The organism is Phyllobacterium sp. T2-21 (genome assembly GCF_055378485.1).
In genome coordinates this window covers 1-21,647 of sequence record NZ_AP027912.1, presented here as the reverse complement: position 1 = coordinate 21,647, position 21,647 = coordinate 1, and the positions used below count along the sequence as shown (strand labels likewise).

Below are 21,647 nucleotides of genomic sequence, written 5' to 3'. Positions count from 1 at the left end.
GAGCACGATGCCGCTGGCCCAGATCCGGCAGATCGAGGCTGTCGGGTTCAGGGCCTGGCCAGCCGCGTCGGTTCACTACGACGGCAGCTGGGCGATCCGCATGACGGCGTGCCACCCGTCCAAACGCCTGAACTCGGTCAATCCGCTCGATCCGGGCGACACGGACAATATGGAACAGCGTGTTGCCCGCGCTGTTCAACGTTTGCTCGCCTATGGCCGTCCGCCGGTGTTTCGCCTGTCGCCGCTCGCGCCCGCGGCGCTGGATGCCTATCTCGATGCGTCGGGCTGGTCGCGCTTTGATGAGTCCCTCGTCATGGTGGCGGATCTCGGAAACATCGATCTGTCCGATGCCATCGACCAGATTCCCCTGCGCGATACCGGCCGGTACGTCGATGCCGCGGTCGCAGTGCAGCAGGAAAATCCGTCGGCCAAGCCCGGCCTGATCGAGGTAATCAATGCCATTCGTCCGGCCAAGGGCCTCTTTGTCGTCGAAGAGGATGGCGAGCCGGTTTCGACGGCGATCTGCGTGCAGGACGGTCTGCTGGCAGGGCTGTTCAACATCGGCACGCTGGCGGCGAGCCGCCGCAAGGGGCATGGGCGGATGATCGTCAAATCGGCCATCAAGTGGGCCGCGCAGCATGGCGCCAAGCGGGGCTGGCTGCAGGTGGAAGCCGACAACGCCGGTGCCATTGCACTTTATGAGAAGATCGGCTTTGCCGAGGCATACCGTTACGCTTACCGGCAGGCGCCAGACGCATGAGCGATACACCCAAACACCCCATCCTGCTTGTAACGGCCTGTGCGCTCGTCGATGCCGACGGGCGGGTGTTGCTGACCCAGCGGCCAGAGGGCAAGTCGCTGGCCGGCCTGTGGGAGTTTCCCGGCGGCAAGGTGGAGCCGGGCGAAACACCGGAGGAAAGCCTGATCCGCGAACTGCGGGAAGAACTGGGAATCACAGTCAAGCCGGCATGCCTGGCGCCGCTGACCTTTGCCAGTTTCACCTATGAGACATTCCATCTGCTGATGCCGCTGTTCATCTGCCGCCGCTATGAGGGTATTCCGCGCTCCATGGAAGGCCAGGCACTGAAATGGGTGCGGCCGAAAGACATGCGCGACTACCCGATGCCGCCAGCCGATATCCCGCTGATCCCGTTCCTGATCGACCTCCTCTGACAGCAAATCGTGGTTAAGATTTCATCACCGTCAAATTAACCCAAATCGTTAATCGATCCTTCACGCGAATGGGCGACTTTTAATCAAGGACGGATCAATTTTTCCAGGTGGTGCATGGGGTATAAATTCGACAATCTCGACGAGGCTGCAGCGCAGACCAGGACATTCCTGGGTGCGGGAACTGGCATCTTGCGCATAACCCTTTTGTTCGGTTCTGCTGCAATCGCACTCGCACTGGTTGTTGCGCCGCTTGCCGACCGCAAGTCGAAATCCGTGGTGGACTACGCGTCGAGCCGATCCATCGACACGATGTCGACCGGCTCGATCAAGAAGGCGGCGCCGTCTGAATACACGATCCGCCGCAGCGTTTTGCAGAAATCTCCTGATTCCGTCTGTATCTTCAACAGCAACGGCAGCAAAAGCGGCGACTGCTGAGACTGCCGGCTATTTCTTTTCCAAGGCTTCGACGTCTTTAAGGAAATCGGCGAGCGACGCCTTGGCGGAGCCGGGTTTCAATGGCTTCTGCTGCGATTCATGCGCCGCCCAGCCCGACATCCAGATAAATGAGAAGGTTGCCCGGATCCGGCCATCCGGATCGCTGAAGCGCTCCGCATAGATTTCAGCCGCCCGCAGGAAGAAGCGGCGGGTCAGCGGCTTGCGCGACCGCCCGAAGAGAATGTTCTGCATGCCCATGGCCCGCAGATCGCGCATCAGCGCGAACAGAGAATCGTAGCGTACCGTGTAGGTTTCGATATCGGTCACCGGCAGGGTGAAACCCGCGCGCTGCAACAGGCCGCCGACATCGCGCACATCGGCAAAGGGCGCAACGCGCGGCGACGCCCCGCCGCTGATTTCGCTTTCGGCGGCCAGCAGAACCTCACGCAGCTCCGACAGGGTGGCCTCGCCGGCCATGGCGCCGAGGAACAGGCCATCCGGCTTGAGCGCGCGCCTGATCTGCAGCAGCGTGCCGGGTGTATCGTTGGTCAGGTGCAGCGACAGCAGCGAAACGATCAGTCCGGCACCCGCCGGTTTCAGGGGCAGCATTTCCTCATCGGCAACGACGGAGGGAAACGCCGCATCGAGAAAACGGGCATCCTGTTCGATGCGGATGATGCTGCCGGCCTTGCCGGAACGTTCGATTGCCTTGGCTGCCAGTCCGGTGTGACTGGCAAGATCGACGGCGACGTCGAAACTGCGTTCGACGGCGGACAGGCGCTCTTCCAGATCATCGGCGGCACGGGCAAGCAGGAAATCGCCCGTCATCCCGTGCTGGCGAAGCGCGCGCAGGCGCCTTTGCTGAAGCAAATTCCGATCGAAGATCCTGTGCTGATCCATTCCGAATTTCTCTGATCAATGTATAGTTCTTCCCGCTAAATGCGTCGCCCCGGATGGAATTGCAATGGAAACCGCCCGCGCTTTTGCGCGCATCGTGACAAATCGCCTGTTCATGCTGCTGTTTCCGCCGGTTTGTGCGGAATGCCAGAGCCTTGTCTGCGAGCCGGGCAGCCTTTGCGCGGCCTGCTGGTCAAAAGTCCGCTTTATCGAAAAGCCCTATTGTCCGGTGCTCGGCATTCCCTTCAGCCATGATCTCGGCGCGGAAATTCTCTCGGCCGAGGCAATCGCCGATCCGCCGCCGTTCCGCCGTGCGCGGTCGGTTGCCGTCCATGAGGGGGCGATCAGCACCATGGTGCGCCGGCTGAAATACAGCGACCGGACCGACCTTGGCCCCTGGATGGCCCGGTGGATGGCGCGGGCCGGCAGCGAACTGCTGGCCGAATGCGATGTCATCGTGCCGGTGCCCCTGCATGCGCGGCGGTTCTGGCTGCGCCGGTTCAACCAGTCCGCCGAACTTGCCCGCCATCTCAGCGGGATCAGCGGCAAGCCGTTCGAGCCCGGCGCCCTGAAACGGGTCAAGCCGACGCGGCAGCAGGTCGGGCTTGGCGCCGCGGAACGCGCGGTAAACGTCAGGGGCGCGTTCAAGGTGCCGGATAACCAGGATATCAGGGTGCGCGGACGCAGGGTTCTCCTGATCGATGATGTCTATACGACCGGCGCAACGGTGAAGGCTGCAACCCGCGCTCTGCTGCGCGGCGGCGCTTCCAGCGTCGATGTCTTGACCTTTGCACGGGTTCTGTCGAAAGAATTATCTGTCTAACAGTTGTTTTGCGGAAAAAACGGGTCTTTGCGCTTTGATTGCGGACGCCTATATAGACTTTATAGTGGAGTATGATGATGGTTGATGTCACAATCTATACGCGCGATGGCTGCGGTTATTGCACGGCTGCCAAGGGCCTTCTGGACAAGAAGGGCGTGGCTTTTGTCGAACACAATGCAACGGCGCAACCCGATGCGCGGCAAGCCATGCTGGCGCGCGCCAATGGGCGCACGACCTTTCCGCAGATTTTCATTGGCGCCGTGCATGTCGGCGGTTGCGATGACCTTTATGCGCTTGAACAGCAGGGGCGTCTTGACCCGCTGCTGAAGACCGGCGCACTGGCGTAAGGAACGGACAATGAGCTCATTTCGTGCAGCGGCCATCCAGATGCGCTCCGGCGTTGATCCCCAGCGCAATGCGAACGATCTTGCCGGTTATGTGGCCGACGCGGTCGGCCAAGGCGCCGTCTACGTGCAGACGCCTGAAATGACGGGCGCGCTGCAGCGCGACCGCAAGGCGCTCGCCGATGTTCTGCGCGCGGAAGAGGACGACGTCATCGTGCGCACCGCGTCGGAACTGGCGGCAGAACACGGCATTCACCTGCATATCGGCTCGACCGCCATTGCCCGCGAAGACGGCAAGATCGCCAACCGCGCCTTTCTGTTCGGACCGGATGGCAAGATCATCACCCGCTATGACAAGATCCACATGTTCGACGTCGATCTCGACAATGGCGAGAGCTGGCGCGAGTCGGCTGTTTACGCACCTGGTGCGGATTCCGTCGTTGCCACGCTGCCCTTTGCGCGGCTGGGTTTTGCCATCTGCTACGATGTGCGCTTCCCGCAGCTGTTCCGCGCACAGGCCCTGGCCGGTGCCTCCGTTCTGACGGCTCCGGCGGCATTCACGCGCCAGACAGGCGAGGCGCACTGGCATGTCCTGCAGCGCGCCCGCGCCATCGAGAACGGTGCCTTTGTCATTTCGGCGGCGCAGGGCGGCGTGCATGAGGATGGCCGCGAAACCTTCGGTCATTCGATCATCGTTGCGCCGTGGGGCGAGGTTCTGGCGGAAGCCAGCCACGCGGACCCGGCCGTGATCGTCGCCGATATCGATCCCTCCCTGAGTGCGGCGGCCCGGTCGAAGGTCCCCAATCTTAAAAATGCCCGCCCGTTTGGTCTGGTCATTCAGTCGGATGACGGCCAGAGCGAGAGGCAATCGGCCGCGTCATGATCCGCTTTTCCCTTCACTGCGCGCAGGACCACGAATTCGAAGGGTGGTTCCGCAGCAATGATGATTTCGACGACCAGTCGAAGAAGCGGCTGGTCACGTGTCCGGTCTGCGGTTCGCACAAGGTGGAAAAGGCGCTGATGGCTCCTTCCGTGACCACGGCACGGCAGAAGGAGAAGATGGCCGTTGCCATGAGCAAAATGGTCAGCGAGCTGAAGGAAGTCGCGCGGAAGGTGCGCGAGAATGCCGATTATGTCGGCGCTGATTTTGCCGAGGAAGCGCGAAAGATCCATTTCGGCGAAGCGGACCAGCGCGGGATTTACGGCGAAGCCTCGGGCGAGGAGGTGCAGTCGCTGCTGGAAGACGGCGTCGACATCATGCCTTTGCCGACCTTCCCTGAAGACCACAATTGACCTTGCCACTTTAACGCGAACGGCTAAGCTGCCGCAGTCTTCACAGTCCTGCCGGATGCATCCATGCCATTTCTGAATTCCGCTCCCGCGCTGCTCGTCCTGACCGGCGCCTTCCTCGGATTGACGCTGCCGTTCGGCAAGCTGGCCTTTGGCGCCGGAATAACCCCGGCGGTCTGGGCCTTCGTGATTTCGACGGGTGCTGGCGTCGTGCTCCTGCTGGCGTTTCTGGCCATGGGGAAGCGGCCGCTGCTCAACGGGCGCATGGCGCGGTATTATCTCGTGACGGCGCTGATTTCCTATGCCATCCCCAATCTGATGACGCTGTCGGCCATTCCGCATCTCGGGTCAGGCTTTACCGGCATCATGTATACGCTCTCGCCCGTCTTCACCCTGTTGCTGTCGATGCTCTTCAAGATCAAGCGGCCGAATATGCTGGGATTGCTCGGCATTCTTACGGGATTTGCCGGGGCGGTGCTCGTCGGCTTCACCAGGGGGCAGGTGGGACAGCCGGCCGAACCGTTCTGGGTTGTCGTCGGCCTGCTCATTCCGGTCCTGCTGGCGCTCGGCAACGTCTACCGTACCGTCGACTGGCCGCAAGGTGCCGATCCGACCGAGCTTGCGGCGGGCAGCCACCTGACGACAGCCCTGTTGCTGATTCCGGTTATTTTCTACGCCAGCGGCAGTTTTGCCGTCGGGCCGCTTGGCAATGTGCCGTGGCTGGTGGTGGCGCAGGTTCTCGCTTCCACCTGCATGTTTGCGCTGTATTTCCGTCTGCAGGCCGTCGGCGGCCCGGTTTACCTCAGCCAGATCGGCTATGTCGGCGCTGCGGTGGCGCTGATCGCCGGAACGCTGTTCCTCGGCGAAAGCTACCAGCTGGCGACGTGGGCCGGGGCGGTCATCATCACCATCGGCGTGCTGATGACGACCAAGGCGCAGCGGATGATGACGAAGGCTACGGCCTGATTGCCAGCACCATGTAGTTGACGTCGGTATCGGTCGAACGGTTCCAGCTGTCGGCGAGCGGATTGTAGGTGACGCCGACCTTCTCCGTGATTTCGAGCCCGGCCTGTGTCAGCGGTCCCTCAAGCTCTTCCGGACGCACCAGCTTCTCGTACTGGTGGGTGCCGCGCGGCAGCCAGCGCAGGACATATTCGGCGCCGAAAATGGCAAGGCCGAGCGCTTTCAACGTGCGGTTGATGGTGGCGACAAAGGTCACGCCACCCGGCTTGACCATCTGTGCACAGGCGGTGAGGTAAAGCTCCACATCGGCGACATGCTCGACCACTTCCATGTTCAGGACGATATCGAATTGCTCCCCGGCTTCCGCCAGCGCTTCGGCTGTCGTGGCACGGTAATCGATATCCAGGCCGCTCTGGGCAGCATGAATTTTGGCCACTTCGATGTTGGTCTCGCTGGCGTCGGCGCCGACAACGGCGGCACCCAGCCGCGCCATCGGTTCGCACAGCAGGCCGCCGCCGCAGCCGATGTCGAGCAGGCGCAGGCCGGCAAACGGCCGTGGGCTGTTCGGATCGATACCGTAATGGGCACAGACCTTTTCCTTGATGTAGGCGAGGCGCGTCGGATTGAACTTGTGCAGGGGGCGGAACTTGCCCTGCGGATTCCACCACTCGGCCGCCATGCGCGAAAAACGGTCTACTTCGGCGGCATCGATCGTGCTGCGTTGGGCTTCGGTCATGGCAACGTCCTTTTTGCTGCCTTTGGAGTGGCCCCTTCCGGCAAAAAATGTCAAGACGCAAATTCCGCTTCCCGGGCCTATATGTTATCCATTAGTATCTATTGTTATCAAATGATGCGCCTATTATGGTCGCAACAGCGTTGAGGAATGGATGCCATGACAAGCATTGCACTCGGGGACCATTATGAGCGTTTCATCAAGAAACAGCTCGAGACCGGTCGCTATAACAATGCCAGTGAGGTTGTGCGGGCAGGTCTGCGTATGCTGGAAGATTTTGAAGAGGCGCGGGAAAACTGGCTGCGCAAGGAAATTCCCAATCGTCTGGAGGAACTGCAGAAGGATCCGGCCATGGGCATTCCTGCCGAGAAAGTGTTCGCTGCTCTCGAGGCACGGGGCCGTGGCATGAAAGCCAGGTAGCCCATGGATTACAAGGTCGTATTTCATCCACGGGCCGAGCAGGAACTGGTTGAACTTTACGACTATATCCGTGCCAATGCCAATCCGGAGCGTGTGCAAGCGTTTCTGGCCGGCATTCGGGACTGTTGTCTTGGGCTGGCGACCTTTCCCAAGCGCGGTAGCATTCGGGACGATATCATGGCGGGCGTGCGCATCATCGGGTACAGGCGCAGCGTCAGTATCGCGTTTGCGGTGACATCGGACAGTGTGCTGATCTTGGGCGTTTTCTATGGTGGGCGCGACATTACCGCCGATCTCTTGCAGAATCGCGATTGAATTTCACGTTTCTTTTGTCCGAGGACTAAGATTGACCTTCAACGACAGGCTGCGTCCAAAAACCTGACGGGCTTGATCTCGCGTTCTTGCAGTTGCGTCATAATTTCGTTATGGGAAACCGCGCTCCGCTTTCGACAGGGCGGATCGTTTTCGATCCCATTTTCAAGCCTTTCCAGAACGGTATTTCCCATGGCACGCATTGTGATGAAATTCGGCGGCACTTCGGTGGCCGATATCGACCGCATCCGTAATGTGGCCCGGCATGTCAAACGTGAAGTTGATGCAGGGCACGAAGTCGCGGTCGTCGTTTCCGCAATGGCAGGGAAAACCAACGAGCTCGTCGCCTGGACCCGCCAGACCTCGCCGATGCACGATGCCCGCGAATACGATGCCATTGTCGCCTCCGGCGAGCAGGTGACGGCGGGATTGCTTGCGGTTGCCCTGCAGCACATGGGCGTGCATGCACGGTCCTGGCAAGGCTGGCAGATTCCGATCAAGACGGACAATGCCCATGGCGCGGCACGCATCATCGACATTGACGGCTCTTTCCTGATCGAACGTTTCAAGGAAGGCCAGGTTGCCGTTATCGCCGGTTTCCAGGGCATTGGCCCGGATAACCGCATTTCGACGCTCGGCCGTGGCGGTTCGGATACGAGCGCCGTGGCGATCGCCGCCTCGGTCAAGGCAGACCGTTGCGACATCTACACAGATGTCGATGGCGTCTACACCACCGATCCGCGTGTCGAACCGAAGGCCCGCCGGCTGTCACGCATTTCGTTTGAAGAAATGCTCGAGATGGCGTCCCTTGGGGCGAAAGTTCTGCAGGTGCGGTCCGTCGAGCTTGCGATGGTGCACAAAGTGCGCACATTTGTGCGATCCAGTTTCGAAGACCCCGATGCGCCGGGCATGGGTGATCTGATCAATCCGCCCGGTACACTTATTTGCGACGAGGAAGAAATCGTGGAACAGCAGGTTGTAACAGGAATTGCCTACGCCAAGGACGAAGCTCAGATTTCCTTGCGCCGTGTTGCAGACCGTCCCGGTATTTCCGCCGGCATTTTCGGCCCGCTGGCCGAAGCGCACATCAATGTCGACATGATCGTGCAGAACATCTCCGAGGACGGATCGAAAACCGACATGACCTTTACGGTTCCCTCGGGCGATCTCGACAAGGCGCTGGCTGTTCTGGAAAAGGTCAAAGCAGAGATCGGTTGTGACATCATCCAGTCGGAAGCCGGCATGGTCAAGGTCTCGGTGATCGGCATCGGTATGCGAAGCCACGCGGGCGTTGCGGCAACCGCATTCCGCGCATTGGCGGACAAGGGCATCAACATTCGCGCCATCACCACGTCGGAAATCAAGATTTCCATTCTGATCGACGGTCCCTATGCGGAACTTGCGGTTCGGACTTTGCATTCTGTCTACGGTCTGGATAAGCATTAATTTACCGTCTAAGACAGAGATTCTGTTTGTCGGTGAACGTCTCGACTGACATGATGAATCAAAGAGTTGATTGGCAAGACCATTCAGGTCTTGCCAATAATAATATGGAGCAGATGGGTGCCCACGCGCGAGCAGATATCAGGTCCTCGTGTCATGCTGAAGCGTCTCCGCGAATTGATGGCGGAGGCTCTTGAGCCGCAGGAGAGGCTTGACCGGATCGTTCGCGAAATCGCGCAGAACATGGTTGCGGAAGTGTGCTCGTTCTACGTCCTGCGCTCGGACGGTGTTCTCGAACTCTATGCAACCGAGGGTTTGAATCCTTCCGCGGTTCACTTGGCGCAGTTGCGGCTTGGCCAGGGTCTTGTCGGTACGATCGCCTCGAGCGCCCGGCCGCTCAACCTGACGGACGCCCAGACGCATCCGGCCTTTGCCTACCTGCCGGAAACGGGCGAAGAAATCTACAATTCCTTCCTCGGCGTGCCGATCCTGCGGGCCGGGCGGACGCTCGGCGTTCTCGTCGTGCAGAACCGGACCAAGCGCGTCTACCGCGAGGATGAAGTCGAAGCGCTCGAAACCACGGCAATGGTCCTGGCGGAAATGGTCGCCGCGGGCAGCCTGACCCGACTGGCGCGGCCGGGTGTCGAGCTGGATCTCGGCAAGCCCATGAGCTTTTCCGGCAGCGCCTTCAATGATGGTGTCGGTCTTGGCCATGTCGTGCTGCACGAGCCGCGCATCGTCGTCACCAATCTGTTCAACGAAAACATCGATACGGAAATCGACCGGCTTGAAACGTCGCTGGGTTCGCTGCGCATTTCCATCGATGACATGCTGTCGCGCCGCGATGTGGCGTTTGAAGGCGAACACCGCGAAGTGCTGGAAGCCTATCGCATGTTCGCGCATGACACCGGCTGGGTGCGGCGTCTCGAAGAGGCAATCCGCAATGGCCTGACGGCAGAGGCGGCCGTGGAGAAGGTCCAGAGTGACACCCGCGCGCGGATGATGCATCTGACCGACCCGTACATGCGCGAACGGCTCAGCGATTTCGACGATCTTGCCAACCGGTTGTTGCGCCAGCTGATGGGCCGCGACGTGAAGACCATGGCCGGTTCGCTGGCCAAGGATGCCATCATCATTGCCCGGTCGATGGGCGCTGCCGAACTCCTGGATTATCCGCGCGAACGCCTGCGCGGCCTGGTTCTGGAAGACGGTGCGGCGACCAGCCATGTGGTGATCGTGGCCCGCGCCATGGGTATTCCCGTCGCCGGCCAGGTCAAGGGCGTCGTGTCCATGGCGGAAAACAATGATGCGGTCATTGTTGATGGCGATGACGGCAGGGTGCATTTGCGCCCGCAGGCGGATGTCGAGGCGGCCTATTCGGAGAAGGTCAAGTTCCGCGCCAAGCGGCAGGCGCTCTACCGCGAATTGCGCGACAAGCCTTCGGTGACCAAGGACGGCGTGCCGATTTCGCTGCTGATGAATGCCGGGCTGCTCGTGGACTTGCCGCAGCTGACCGAAGCCGGGGCGGCAGGCATTGGCCTGTTCCGCACGGAGCTGCAATTCATGGTGGCGTCGACCTTCCCGCGGGCCGAGCAGCAGGAGCGGCTTTACCGTTCGGTGCTCGATGCGGCGGGCGACCGGCCGGTGACATTCCGCACGCTCGATATCGGCGGCGACAAGGTGCTTCCCTATTTCCGCAGCAATGTGAATGAGGAAAACCCGGCGATGGGCTGGCGGGCGATCCGTCTGACGCTCGACCGTCCGGGCCTGCTGCGCACACAGGTGCGCGCCCTGCTGAAGGCAGCCGGCGGGCGTGAATTGCGCCTGATGATTCCGATGGTCACGGAAGTGGCTGAGGTGCGCAAGGCGAGCGAACTGATCAATCGTGAAGTGCAGCACCTCTCGCGCTTTGCCCACAACCTGCCGACGCGGGTGAAGATCGGTGCAATGGTCGAGGTGCCGTCGCTGCTCTGGCAGCTCGACGAACTGATGTCGGTGGTGGATTTCGTTTCGGTCGGCTCCAACGATCTGTTCCAGTTCGTCATGGCGGTTGATCGCGGCAACTCGATGATCACCGACCGGTTTGACAATCTGTCGGTGCCGTTCCTGCGGGTGCTGCGCCAGATCGCGCAGGCAGGCGTGCGCAACAACACGGACGTGACGCTGTGCGGGGAAATGGCCGGCAAGCCGCTTTCGGCCATGGCCCTCATCGCGCTGGGTTTCCGCTCCATTTCCATGTCGCCGGCGTCCATCGGTCCGATCAAGGCGATGCTGGGTACACTCGATGTCGGTGAATTGCATGCGCAGCTGACCGATGCCATCGACAATCACGGCGACACCGGTTCGCTGCGGCATGTCCTGAACAAATTCGCAGAGCGAACAGGCGTTGCGCTGTGAAATCTGCAGAGGTAATGAACTAAAATGATGTCCATTCCGCAGGATCGTATGGATCAGCTGCTGAAGCGGTTTTCCATGATTGAAACGCAGATGGCGAGCAATCCGGATTCCGACACCTATGTGAAGCTCGCATCGGAATATTCCGAGCTGGAACCGGTGGTTGCCAGGATTCGCGATCTGCTGGCATCGCGCAGCGAAGCTGACGATCTGAAATCCATGCTCAACGATGCGGCGACCGACAAGGATATGCGCGATCTCGCCGAGGCGGAGCTGCCTGATATCAACGAACGTATCGAAGCGCTGGAACAGGACATTCAGGTTCTGCTCCTGCCGAAGGATGTCGCCGACGAGCGCAATGCCATTCTGGAAATCCGGGCGGGAACGGGCGGCTCGGAAGCTGCGCTGTTCGGCGGCGACCTCTTCCGCATGTATGAACGCTATGCGTCGGCCAACGGCTGGCGGGTCGAGCTGATTTCGGCCAGCGATGGCGAAGCCGGCGGCTACAAGGAAGTGATCGCCATGGTTTCGGGCAGGGGGGTTTTTGCCAAGCTGAAATTCGAGTCGGGCGTGCACCGGGTGCAGCGCGTGCCGGATACGGAAGCAAGCGGCCGGATCCACACCTCCGCCGCCACCGTTGCCGTTCTGCCGGAGGCCGAGGAAATCGATATCGATATTCGCGCCGAAGATATCCGCATCGACACGATGCGCGCGTCGGGTTCGGGCGGCCAGCACGTCAACACGACGGACTCGGCAGTGCGCATCACGCATATCCCTTCGGGCATCGTCGTGGTGCAGGCAGAAAAATCCCAGCACCAGAACCGTGCCCGCGCCATGCAGGTGCTGCGGTCCAGGCTGTTTGACATGCAGCGGCAGAAGGCCGACAGCGAGCGTTCGGAAGCGCGGCGCAGCCAGGTTGGCTCCGGCGACCGTTCGGAGCGCATCCGCACCTATAATTTTCCGCAGGGCCGCGTCACCGACCATCGCATCAACCTGACGCTGTACAAGCTCGACCGCATCATGGAAGGCGATCTGGACGAGCTGATCGGGGCGCTGATTTCCGACCATCAGACAGCTCTTCTCGCCCAGATGAATGACGGGTACTGACGGCATGATTGAAGGTGGTTCGCGCCTTGCTGACGTCCACATTCAGGCCCGTTCTGTCCTCATCAAAGCTGGCATTGAAAATGCGGAGCTTGATGCGCGCCTTCTGGTTGAATGGATCACCGGCTTTGACCGGCTTGAAACGATCCGCAATCCGCACAATGAGGTGGCGGCGGACCTCCTGACCCGGCTCGACGCGGTGCTTAACCGGCGAATCAACGGCGAATCAGTGCACCGGATCATTGGCCGGCGCGCCTTTTTCGGGCTGGAATTTTCACTGTCCGCCGATACGCTGGAGCCTCGGCCCGACACGGAAGCGCTGGTCGAACTTGCCCTGCCATTCCTGCAGCAACGCGTGGCGGAGAATGGCGTTGCCGATCTCATCGATCTTGGAACGGGCACAGGCGCCATCGCCATTGCCTTGCTGGGTCAGGTCCCGCATCTTCGGGCCATCGGCGTGGATATTGCGCCGGGCGCTCTTGTAACGGCGCGCGACAATGCCCATTTCAATGGTGTGTCCAATCGGTTCGCCGTGCTGCATTCCAACTGGTTTGCTGAGGTAACTGGCGGATTTGACATGATAATTTCCAATCCGCCCTATATCCGGTCGAAAGACATAGTGGATTTGCAGCCCGAAGTGGCAATGCACGATCCGGTTCTGGCGCTGGATGGCGGCGCGGATGGCCTTAAGCCCTATCGCATCATTGCGGAACAGGCGGACAGGCATCTGCGCGTGAACGGCGCAATTGCCGTGGAAATCGGCTATGATCAGCGGACGGATGTCGAGACGATTTTTGCAAGATCAGGCTTCGCCTTGAAGGGTCTGCAGACGGATATCGCCGGGCACGAAAGAGCAATGTTGTTCATGAAGCTGTAAAATTATTGAAAAAAGGCTTGGAATTTGTCGCGAAGGCGGCTAGTTTCCAGTCACCGCTCTAAACCGAACAAGTCTGGTTTTGCCTATCAAGAGATTGATACGGAATTTTCCGGGTGTTTGATTTCTCCTCGGAATTGTTCTTGGAGGGATGGTTTTAGCGGAAGCACAAAAGTTTTATGAACTTTGGATGCGATTGAAGCGCGGGGCGCGCTTCAGGTCGGCACTTGAGAAGCGAAGCTTTTTGACTCAAATGGTGAGCAAATGAGCGCCCCTGATTTTCTGAAAAGAGATAAGTATGAGGCCAGTACAGCAGAATAGGCGCATGCGCGGACGCGGTAACAACAACCGCAAAGGTCCCAACCCACTTTCCCGTAACTACGAGAGCAACGGTCCCGACGTTAAAATCCGGGGAAATGCTCAGCACGTCGCCGAAAAGTACACCACTCTGGCGCGCGACGCACAGAGCAGTGGTGATCGCGTGATGGCAGAAAACTATCTCCAGCACGCCGAACATTACAATCGAATCATTCTTGCTGCTCAGGCTCAGGCACCCGTTCAGTATCAGCGCGATGACCGCGATGACCAGGACGATGATGGCGTCTACGATGATGACGGCAACGAACAGCAGCAGGACCGTCCGGTCCAGCACCAGCAGATCAATGGCAGCGGACCGCAGCCGGTGATCGAAGGAACGCCTGCGGAAGTTGCCTATGGCGAAGAGCCGGTCAGCCAGCGCCAGCCGCATCAGCAGCGCCGGCAGTATAACCAGGCTCCGGTTGCCGAAGAGAACACCGCCAGCGATGAAGGCGAAACGGAAGCGGAATCCGGCGAATCCCAGGACGCGGCCGAAGCAAAGCCGGCACGCCGGGCACCGCGCGGCCGCAGGCCGGCGCGTCCGCGTGAGCCGCGCGTAACCGAGGAAAATGCAGCACCTGCTGCCGCTGCTCCAGATACCGCCAATGATCTTTCCCCGGCCAGCATCGTGGCCGAAGTGAAGAAACGCCGGGCAGCTGTCGAATCCGACGTCTGACCCACGTCAAGCACCTGATTTTGCAAACGGCGCGGAATAGTTTCCGCGCCGTTTTCTTTTTTCAAATTCCTGCTTTGGGAGTATCTTGCGGGCGCAGGAAAGCATTCCCATATGAGCCTTGATCGTATGGATCTGCCTCTTGCAGGGGATCCGTCACCAGAAGACTCCAGGATGCCGCTTCAGGGTTCTGGGGAAAAGGAGACAAAGAATGAATCTTGAAAAATACACTGAGCGCGTTCGCGGCTTCATCCAGTCTGCACAGACCTTCGCACTTTCTTCCAACAATCAGCAGTTTGCACCGGAGCATTTGCTCAAGGTTCTCGTCGATGACGAGGAAGGCCTTGCCGCATCGCTGATCGAGCGGGCGGGCGGGCGTATAGCCGATGTGCGCCTGGGGTTGCAGGCCGCGCTCAATGCGCTGCCGAAAGTCACCGGCGGCAACGAACAGCTGTATCTTGCCCAGCCGCTTGCCAAGGTTTTCGCCACGGCGGAAGAGCTTGCCAAGAAGGCCGGCGACAGTTTTGTCACGGTTGAACGGCTGCTGACGGCGCTTGCCATCGAGAAGTCGGCAAAGACATCGGAAATCCTGAGCCGCGCGGGCGTGACCGCCGCGGGCCTCAATGCGGTTATCAACGATATCCGCAAGGGCCGGACCGCCGATTCGGCTTCCGCTGAAAACACCTATGACGCCTTGAAGAAATATGCGCGCGACCTGACCGCCGATGCGCGGTCGGGCAAGCTCGACCCGGTTATCGGCCGCGACGACGAAATCCGCCGGACGATCCAGGTCCTGTCGCGCCGTACCAAGAACAATCCGGTTCTCATCGGTGAACCCGGCGTCGGCAAGACGGCGATCGCCGAAGGGCTGGCGCTGCGCATCGTCAATGGCGACGTGCCGGAGTCCTTGAAGGACAAGCAGCTGATGGCGCTCGACATGGGTGCGCTGATCGCCGGTGCGAAATATCGCGGCGAGTTTGAAGAGCGCCTGAAGGGTGTGCTTTCCGAAGTGCAGTCGGCCAATGGCAACATCATCCTGTTCATCGACGAGATGCACACGCTGGTCGGCGCCGGCAAGGGCGAAGGGTCGATGGATGCATCGAACCTGCTGAAGCCTGCCCTGGCACGCGGCGAGCTGCATTGCGTTGGCGCGACGACACTCGACGAGTATCGCAAACACGTGGAAAAGGACCCGGCACTGGCCCGGCGGTTCCAGCCGGTGTTTGTTGACGAGCCGTCGGTCGAGGATACGATTTCGATCCTGCGTGGATTGAAGGAGAAATACGAACAGCACCACAAGGTTCGCATTTCCGATTCGGCCCTGGTTGCCGCCGCAACGCTGTCGAACCGCTATATCACCGACCGCTTTCTGCCGGACAAGGCGATCGACCTGATTGACGAAGGCGCGGCGCGCCTGCGGATGCAGGTGGATTCCAAGCCGGAAGAACTCGACGAAATCGACCGCCGCATCATGCAGCTGAAGATCGAACGCGAGGCCCTGAAGGTCGAGAAGGACGATGCATCGAAAGACCGTCTGGAGCGGCTGGAAAAGGAACTGGTCGAACTTGAGGAGCAGTCCACGGCGCTGACCAACACCTGGCAGTCGGAAAAGCAGAAGCTCGGGCATGCGGCCGACCTGAAAGGTCAGCTGGATGAAGCGCGCAACGCCCTCGCCGCAGCCCAGCGCAATGGCGAATTCCAGAAGGCGGGCGAGCTTGCCTATGGCACGATCCCGCAGCTGGAAAAGCAGCTGGCGCAGGCCGAGCAGCAGGATGGATCGACCTCGATGGTCGAGGAAATCGTCACGCCCGACCATATCGCGCAGGTTGTGTCCCGCTGGACCGGCATCCCGGTTGACCGGATGCTGGAAGGCGAGCGTGAAAAGCTGTTGCGCATGGAAGACGAACTGGCCAAGCGGGTCATCGGACAGGGTGAAGCGGTTCAGGCCGTTTCCAAAGCCGTGCGCCGTGCCCGTGCCGGTCTGCAGGATCCGAACCGGCCGATTGGCTCGTTCATTTTCCTCGGACCGACCGGTGTCGGCAAGACGGAGCTCACCAAGGCTCTGGCCGCGTTCCTGTTCAGCGACGAAACCGCCATGGTTCGCATCGACATGTCCGAATATATGGAGAAGCATTCGGTCGCGCGTCTGATCGGTGCGCCTCCCGGTTATGTCGGCTATGAGGAAGGCGGAGCGCTGACGGAAGCGGTCCGGCGCAGGCCTTATCAGGTTGTCCTGTTCGACGAGATCGAAAAGGCGCATCCGGATGTGTTCAACGTGCTGTTGCAGGTGCTTGATGATGGACGTCTGACGGATGGCCAGGGCCGGACGGTGGATTTCCGCAATACGCTGATCATCATGACGTCCAATCTCGGTGCGGAATATCTGACAGCGCTGCGCGAAGACCAGGATGTGGAAAGCGCCCGCGAGGACGTGATGAACGTGGTCAAGGCCTCATTCAGGCCGGAATTCCTCAACCGCGTGGACGAGATCATCCTGTTCCACCGCCTGAAGCGGAACGAAATGGGGGCGATTGTGGCGATTCAGATGGAGCGTCTGCAGTCCTTGCTGGCGGATCGGAAGATCATCATCAAGATCGACGAGGATGCGACCCACTGGCTGGCGGACAAGGGCTATGATCCTGCCTATGGTGCACGGCCATTGAAGCGCGTGATCCAGAAGCAGGTGCAGGATCCACTGGCGGAGAAGATTCTGCTCGGTGAGATTCTCGATGGTTCGACCGTCAAGATCACCGCGGGTTCCGACCGGCTCAATTTCAGGTCGGTCAAATCCGCGCCCGATCGGGACAAGAGCGAAGCCGCCTGAGCCCTGCTCCGGCAAAGAAGCGAAGAATCGGAATGGCCGCCGCATGGCGGCCATTTTCATGTCTGCTTCATGCTGTAGATGCGACGATAAAAGCGCCGCATTAACCATAAAGACAGGAAAGTCGGTCATTTATGCTTAAGAGTGCGTTAGCGGAAACCGGAAGTTGAAAATATGGCGTTTCGTCATTTGATTGTGTTTGCATTGCTTTTTGCCGCCATTCCTGCGGTATCGGCGACCATATCCCCCGTGCAGGCGGCAAGCCTTACGGTAAGCGCCGAGGCGAATCAGGCGCCCTTTGCTGTTGCGCAATTGTTCGAATCGGACCGGCGGCCGCGCCGCGGCGAATACCGCGTTTATTTCGATGAATATAACCGCCGGGTGACGGTGGATCGCCGTGGCCGGGTTGTTTCGGTCGAAGAGCCGCGCAATGATGCCAATGACGGCCGCGGCATCGACTATTTTCCCGATGCGCCGCAGGATCCCTACGATACCGGATCAATTCCCGAAGATCCCTATGCGAATCGCCCGAACGACCCGTATCGGGGGCAACCGTCGCAACCGTCCGAGCGCGACTATCGCACGGTCGAGCGTGCGCCGCTGCCGCCGGCCAACAATCAGCCGGATATGGCGCCGTCATCTCCCGGTCTGATCGATCCGGAAATGCCGGGCGAAAATCTGGCATCGCCACCATCGCAGGAAGCCATCCCGGCGCACCCCAATCCGGCGCCCACCGTGCAATTGCCCAAGGGGCAGGGTGCCAAGAGCAAGATTGCCGCCATTCAGGTGCTCCTCGACCGGGTCGGTGTTTCGCCCGGCGTCATCGACGGGCGCAAGGGCGGCAATGTCGACAAGGCCGTGGCGGCTTTCGAGGAAATGACCGGCCAGAAATTCGACCCGCTCAACGAAGCGGGAATCAATGCCTCGCTCGAACAGACGGGCGGTCCTGCCTTCGTTGCCTATACGATCACATCGGAAGATGCGGCCTATCCCTTCGTTGCCTCGATCCCCGAGGATTACAGCCACAAGGCCCAGCTGGAGCGGATGGCCTTTACCTCCGTTCCAGAGATGCTGGGCGAGCGCTTTCACATGGATGAGGCTTACCTGAAGGAAATCAATCCGGGTGCGGATTTCAATCGTCCCGGCACGGTGATCCAGGTTGCCAATCCCGGCCAGAATGTCGGCGGTTCGGTGACCAAGATCATCGCCGACAAGGGCCGCAAGCAGGTGCGCGGCTATAATGCCGAGGGGCGGCTCATCGTGGCCTATCCCGCGACCATTGGCTCGACCGATACGCCGTCGCCGTCAGGGATCGTGCAGGTGGAGCGCATCGCGATCAATCCCAACTATACCTACAATCCCAAGCTGAACTTCAAGCAGGGCGAAAACAACAAGGTGCTGACCATCCCGCCTGGTCCCAACGGGCCGGTGGGCACGGTCTGGATCGCGCTGTCGAAGCCGACCTATGGCATCCACGGCACGCCGGAGCCATCAAAGATCGGCAAGACCAACAGCCATGGCTGCGTGCGCCTGACCAATTGGGACGCGATGGAATTGTCGAAGCTGGTGCAGAAAGGCGTGACCGTGGAGTTCCAGGAGTAAAACCTGGGACTGTGGTCAGCCGCTGGCGGCAACCTTGGGTGCGTTGCCGTTATCTTCCTTTAGCAGCTGATCGATGCGCTCGCGCTCGCGCTTGAAGGCGGTGAGATCATCGCCGCCAAGCGCCCGTCCGCCGGGCAGGCGGATGCGCATCGGGTCCACTTTCGACCCGTTGACGATGACTTCATAGTGCAGATGCGGACCGGTCGACAGACCGGTCGAGCCGAGATAGCCGATCACCTGGCCCTGCCGGACCTTGGCACCCGGTGTCACACCGGCCGCAATAGCGTTCTGGTGCGAATAGCTGCTTTCATAACCGTTGGAATGCCGCAGGACCGTCTGGTTGCCATAGCCGTTGGTCCAGCCGGCGCGTTCGACCACGCCGTTACCGGCCGCGATGATCGGCGTGCCGCGCGGCGCGGACCAGTCGACGCCCGTATGCATGCGGGAATAGCCGAGAATGGGGTGGCGGCGCATGCCGAACGGCGAGCGGAACACACCATTGGGCACGGGATTGCGCAGCAGGAACTGTTTTGAGCTGCGGCCGTTCTCGTCATAATAATCGGTCGAGCCGTCGGCGGAATGGAATCGGTAGAATTTGCGCAAATTGCCGCCGAAATTGGCGGCGACATAGAGTATTTCCGATTCGTCGCCCGCCCTTTCCGAATCGGCCGGCAGCGAGAAGAACGCTTCCAGCTGGTCGGTCGGGGCAAGCTGCGCCTGGAAATCCACATCGGATGCCAGCATGCGGATCAGCTGCTGGATCATCGTGTCGGTCATGCCATAGGCGATGCCCGCACGATAAATGCCGTCATAGACCGTGGGAAGATCGCCGGGCTGGCGCGAGGCGGGCGGGTTGTCGTCAAAGGCAAGCTGCAATCCCGGTGTCATCTCCGGCTCGTCGGCCGGCACATACTGGTCTTTGTCGTTGAGGGCGATGGTCAGAATGTGCGTGGTGCCGTTGTAGACGCTGGACCGCATGATCCGGTCGACACCGTCGTGCGACTCAATTCCCAGGCGCAGGACACTGCCGCCCTTGAGGCGCGGCGAATTGAGAAGTTTCGCGATCGCTTCGGACATGCCGCTGGCATCCTCGTCCTCGTAGCCCGCTTCATTGAAGGCGCCGAGGATGTCCTTGTCGTTGCGGAACGGGATCAGCTCTTCCGAGTAGCCATGGCTCTCGGCATCTTCGCCCATCCGGGGCGAGACGCTGACATTTTCCTGGATGATCTTGACCGCAAGCGGATTGCGCAGGTTGAAGGGGTCCTCGTCGGCGCCGAAGCGCAGGGGATCCACGTAGTGCAGCGAGGCCACCTGAACCGCGCCGTCGGTCAGCAGCGCGCCGGTGTTGCGGACAACGTCTTCCACTTCGTCGGCGCTCAAATCATCGGACGGATCGAATTGTGCGGTGGCGAGGGGAAAGTCCACGGTGCGCAGGCTGACTTCACTTTCCACCTTGGCGCCGTAGATCATGCCGGTCTTGGGGGTGGGGTCGGTTCCTTCGTTGGCCTCGGCAAACACGTCCAGCGGGTTGAAGCCGGGATATTTGCGGTTGCTGTTGTGGACAGAGGCAAGCGCGATGCGGACATATTCGAACGGTGTGGAGCGGATGACGTCGCGTTCGCCTTCCTTGAAGACCGTGGAGACATCAAGACGGCGGCGGTCGCGGTTGCGGCGGACCGGCGTCGTCGCGGCAACGCGCGTGCCCTTGGCCACGCTGCTGTTGTCCCTGGCGGTAGGGGCGATGGTGCGGGCCATCAGTTCCGGCGGCGTCGCCAGCTGTTCGCGGCCATCGAGCGCGGCAAACAGGGCCACACCCATCAATACACTGGAGGTGATGCCGGTCAGAAAGGTCCCGGCCAGCCATCGTGCCGATATTTCACGGCGATCGGGCGGGCCGCGACGCCCGTCTGTAATCAACGGCGGTTCGTTGCCCGGATCGATGGATGAGTGCCCCTCGTACTCTTTCATGCTTCTCAGTGTCGATCCTGTCGCCGTTATTGATGCAGGCTTATTTGATTTTTCGGCGCGTGCCGACCAGCCATTTACTGGTACGAAGTCAACAAGGCCGCAGTTTTGCCCTCGCAGCTTCCATCTGTCAACGCGCCGATCGTGAAGAGTGCCTATATAGAGAGATACCCGTCATGATCCCCGGAAATGAACCCGCGCACGGGAGCCAGCGCTAGGGTTTGAATCCGGCATGTTTGTGGCCGCAGCCATCACAATACGCTTCGGCGGCTTATTTGCCGGCGTTTCGTCCAGCAAATACGGGGCTGTGGATAAATCGTGTCACATTTTTGATAAAAAACGCAAAAGGCGTGTTGACAGTTTTGGTTGGTGGGGTCTATATACCGACACAACGAGGGCGGGGCGCCGCTGGCGGTTGCTGAATGCGCCCTAAAGGAAGCTCTCTGGTGGTTTTCGGATTGTTGCGCGAGTGACGATCCTTCGAGTAGGGTCTCGAAGGGATTGACGGTGTGGCCTTGTGGTCGTGCGGTTGGTTTTCGGGGTTGGACTTGGTGCCGGCTGGTTCCGGTTGACGGTGGTTTTTGCCATGGTCTGTTCTTTGACAATTTTATACAGAAGAAAGAGAAACGTGGGCGGCAGGGTCCTGCGGAACATCGGAAGATGTTCAACAGATACTTTGGCGGACACGTTTCGAGAGAAGATGTTACATGCGTCTGAGCAATCAGATGTAAGGTGTATATATGTTCTCGTCGATTCAACGGATTGAGGCTTCGGCTTTGATCCAAGCGTGACCAATATAGCCAATATCAAATTTTCAACTTGAGAGTTTGATCCTGGCTCAGAACGAACGCTGGCGGCAGGCTTAACACATGCAAGTCGAGCGCCCCGCAAGGGGAGCGGCAGACGGGTGAGTAACGCGTGGGAATCTACCCATCTCTACGGAATAACGCATGGAAACGTGTGCTAATACCGTATACGTCCTTCGGGAGAAAGATTTATCGGAGATGGATGAGCCCGCGTTGGA

At 60.1% G+C, this 21,647-nt stretch carries 20 protein-coding genes and 1 other annotated feature; of the genes, 17 read left to right on the top strand and 3 right to left on the bottom strand.

All coding sequences use genetic code 11. From position 1 onward, the window contains the following. Positions 1-7 precede the first annotated feature (7 nt). From ACZ5FP_RS00100 to ACZ5FP_RS00090, 3 genes are all read left to right on the top strand, one after another. On the top strand, positions 8-760 hold the full coding sequence (locus tag ACZ5FP_RS00100; protein ID WP_464661508.1) for a GNAT family N-acetyltransferase: 753 nt from the start codon (positions 8-10) through the stop codon (positions 758-760). Continuing rightward, on the top strand, positions 757-1,173 hold the full coding sequence (locus ACZ5FP_RS00095; protein ID WP_464661507.1) for a (deoxy)nucleoside triphosphate pyrophosphohydrolase: 417 nt from the start codon (positions 757-759) through the stop codon (positions 1,171-1,173). Before ACZ5FP_RS00100 ends, ACZ5FP_RS00095 begins: the two co-directional genes overlap by 4 nt. Positions 1,174-1,287: 114 nt before the next feature. Continuing rightward, positions 1,288-1,608: a hypothetical protein gene (locus tag ACZ5FP_RS00090; RefSeq protein ID WP_464661506.1), complete on the top strand. Its 321-nt coding sequence runs from the start codon at positions 1,288-1,290 to the stop codon at positions 1,606-1,608. A 9-nt stretch (positions 1,609-1,617) separates the two neighbouring features. On the opposite strand, the gene ACZ5FP_RS00085 is transcribed toward ACZ5FP_RS00090, so the two are convergent. Further along, positions 1,618-2,508 carry a methyltransferase domain-containing protein gene (locus ACZ5FP_RS00085; protein ID WP_464661505.1) on the bottom strand — a complete coding sequence of 297 codons (891 nt, stop codon included), beginning with the start codon at positions 2,506-2,508 and terminating at the stop codon, positions 1,618-1,620. A 64-nt stretch (positions 2,509-2,572) separates the two neighbouring features. Here ACZ5FP_RS00085 and ACZ5FP_RS00080 point away from each other — a divergent pair, with 64 nt between their 5' ends. The 5 genes from ACZ5FP_RS00080 to ACZ5FP_RS00060 all read left to right on the top strand — a co-directional run bounded on the left by ACZ5FP_RS00080 (position 2,573) and on the right by ACZ5FP_RS00060 (position 5,928). After that, positions 2,573-3,328, top strand: a complete 756-nt coding sequence (locus ACZ5FP_RS00080) for a ComF family protein (RefSeq protein WP_464661504.1) — start codon at positions 2,573-2,575, stop codon at positions 3,326-3,328. Between the two features lie 77 nt (positions 3,329-3,405). Beyond that, the gene (gene grxC / locus ACZ5FP_RS00075; protein WP_346308196.1) at positions 3,406-3,675 is read left to right on the top strand and encodes a glutaredoxin 3; all 270 of its coding nucleotides are present in this window, start codon (positions 3,406-3,408) and stop codon (positions 3,673-3,675) included. 10 nt (positions 3,676-3,685) lie between these two features. Further along, positions 3,686-4,555 (top strand): carbon-nitrogen hydrolase family protein, encoded by an 870-nt coding sequence (locus ACZ5FP_RS00070; RefSeq protein ID WP_223613514.1) that lies wholly within the window; start codon positions 3,686-3,688, stop codon positions 4,553-4,555. Next, positions 4,552-4,965, top strand: a complete 414-nt coding sequence (locus tag ACZ5FP_RS00065) for a DUF1178 family protein (RefSeq protein WP_464661503.1) — start codon at positions 4,552-4,554, stop codon at positions 4,963-4,965. The genes ACZ5FP_RS00070 and ACZ5FP_RS00065 overlap by 4 nt, the downstream gene beginning before the upstream one ends. A 63-nt stretch (positions 4,966-5,028) precedes the next feature. Beyond that, on the top strand, positions 5,029-5,928 hold the full coding sequence (locus ACZ5FP_RS00060; RefSeq protein WP_288194171.1) for a DMT family transporter: 900 nt from the start codon (positions 5,029-5,031) through the stop codon (positions 5,926-5,928). Here ACZ5FP_RS00060 and ubiG read toward each other — a convergent pair. Continuing rightward, positions 5,918-6,661, bottom strand: coding sequence for a bifunctional 2-polyprenyl-6-hydroxyphenol methylase/3-demethylubiquinol 3-O-methyltransferase UbiG (gene ubiG / locus ACZ5FP_RS00055; RefSeq protein WP_426136476.1), 744 nt, complete (start codon positions 6,659-6,661; stop codon positions 5,918-5,920). The two genes, ACZ5FP_RS00060 and ubiG, sit on opposite strands and share 11 nt — an antisense overlap. Before the next feature lie 156 nt (positions 6,662-6,817). Between ubiG and ACZ5FP_RS00050 the strand changes: the two genes are divergently transcribed. From ACZ5FP_RS00050 to ACZ5FP_RS00010, 9 genes are all read left to right on the top strand, one after another. Next, a complete protein-coding gene (locus ACZ5FP_RS00050) occupies positions 6,818-7,078 on the top strand; it encodes a type II toxin-antitoxin system ParD family antitoxin (protein WP_223613510.1) in 261 nt (86 codons plus the stop codon). 3 nt (positions 7,079-7,081) lie between these two features. Next, positions 7,082-7,393: a type II toxin-antitoxin system RelE/ParE family toxin gene (locus tag ACZ5FP_RS00045; protein ID WP_464661502.1), complete on the top strand. Its 312-nt coding sequence runs from the start codon at positions 7,082-7,084 to the stop codon at positions 7,391-7,393. Positions 7,394-7,582: 189 nt separating this feature from the next. Beyond that, entirely contained in the window at positions 7,583-8,836 is a 1,254-nt protein-coding gene (locus ACZ5FP_RS00040) for an aspartate kinase (protein ID WP_182552176.1), read from the top strand. 153 nt (positions 8,837-8,989) lie between these two features. After that, positions 8,990-11,230 carry a phosphoenolpyruvate--protein phosphotransferase gene (ptsP, locus tag ACZ5FP_RS00035; RefSeq protein ID WP_464661501.1) on the top strand — a complete coding sequence of 747 codons (2,241 nt, stop codon included), beginning with the start codon at positions 8,990-8,992 and terminating at the stop codon, positions 11,228-11,230. A gap of 24 nt (positions 11,231-11,254) precedes the next feature. Then, on the top strand, positions 11,255-12,334 hold the full coding sequence (gene prfA / locus ACZ5FP_RS00030) for a peptide chain release factor 1 (RefSeq protein WP_346308189.1): 1,080 nt from the start codon (positions 11,255-11,257) through the stop codon (positions 12,332-12,334). 4 nt (positions 12,335-12,338) lie between these two features. Continuing rightward, positions 12,339-13,208: a peptide chain release factor N(5)-glutamine methyltransferase gene (gene prmC, locus ACZ5FP_RS00025; protein ID WP_464663122.1), complete on the top strand. Its 870-nt coding sequence runs from the start codon at positions 12,339-12,341 to the stop codon at positions 13,206-13,208. 295 nt (positions 13,209-13,503) lie between these two features. After that, positions 13,504-14,238 carry a DUF4167 domain-containing protein gene (locus ACZ5FP_RS00020; protein WP_464661500.1) on the top strand — a complete coding sequence of 245 codons (735 nt, stop codon included), beginning with the start codon at positions 13,504-13,506 and terminating at the stop codon, positions 14,236-14,238. Positions 14,239-14,446: 208 nt separating this feature from the next. Beyond that, entirely contained in the window at positions 14,447-17,059 is a 2,613-nt protein-coding gene (gene clpB / locus ACZ5FP_RS00015; RefSeq protein WP_464661499.1) for an ATP-dependent chaperone ClpB, read from the top strand. Positions 17,060-17,230: 171 nt separating this feature from the next. Next, complete coding sequence (locus ACZ5FP_RS00010; RefSeq protein ID WP_464661498.1) at positions 17,231-18,658, top strand: L,D-transpeptidase family protein; 1,428 nt, start codon at positions 17,231-17,233, stop codon at positions 18,656-18,658. Positions 18,659-18,673: 15 nt separating this feature from the next. On the opposite strand, the gene ACZ5FP_RS00005 is transcribed toward ACZ5FP_RS00010, so the two are convergent. Then, positions 18,674-20,626, bottom strand: coding sequence for a M23 family metallopeptidase (locus tag ACZ5FP_RS00005; protein WP_464661497.1), 1,953 nt, complete (start codon positions 20,624-20,626; stop codon positions 18,674-18,676). 812 nt (positions 20,627-21,438) lie between these two features. Further along, positions 21,439-21,647 (top strand) — a sequence feature (16S ribosomal RNA rRNA prediction is too short).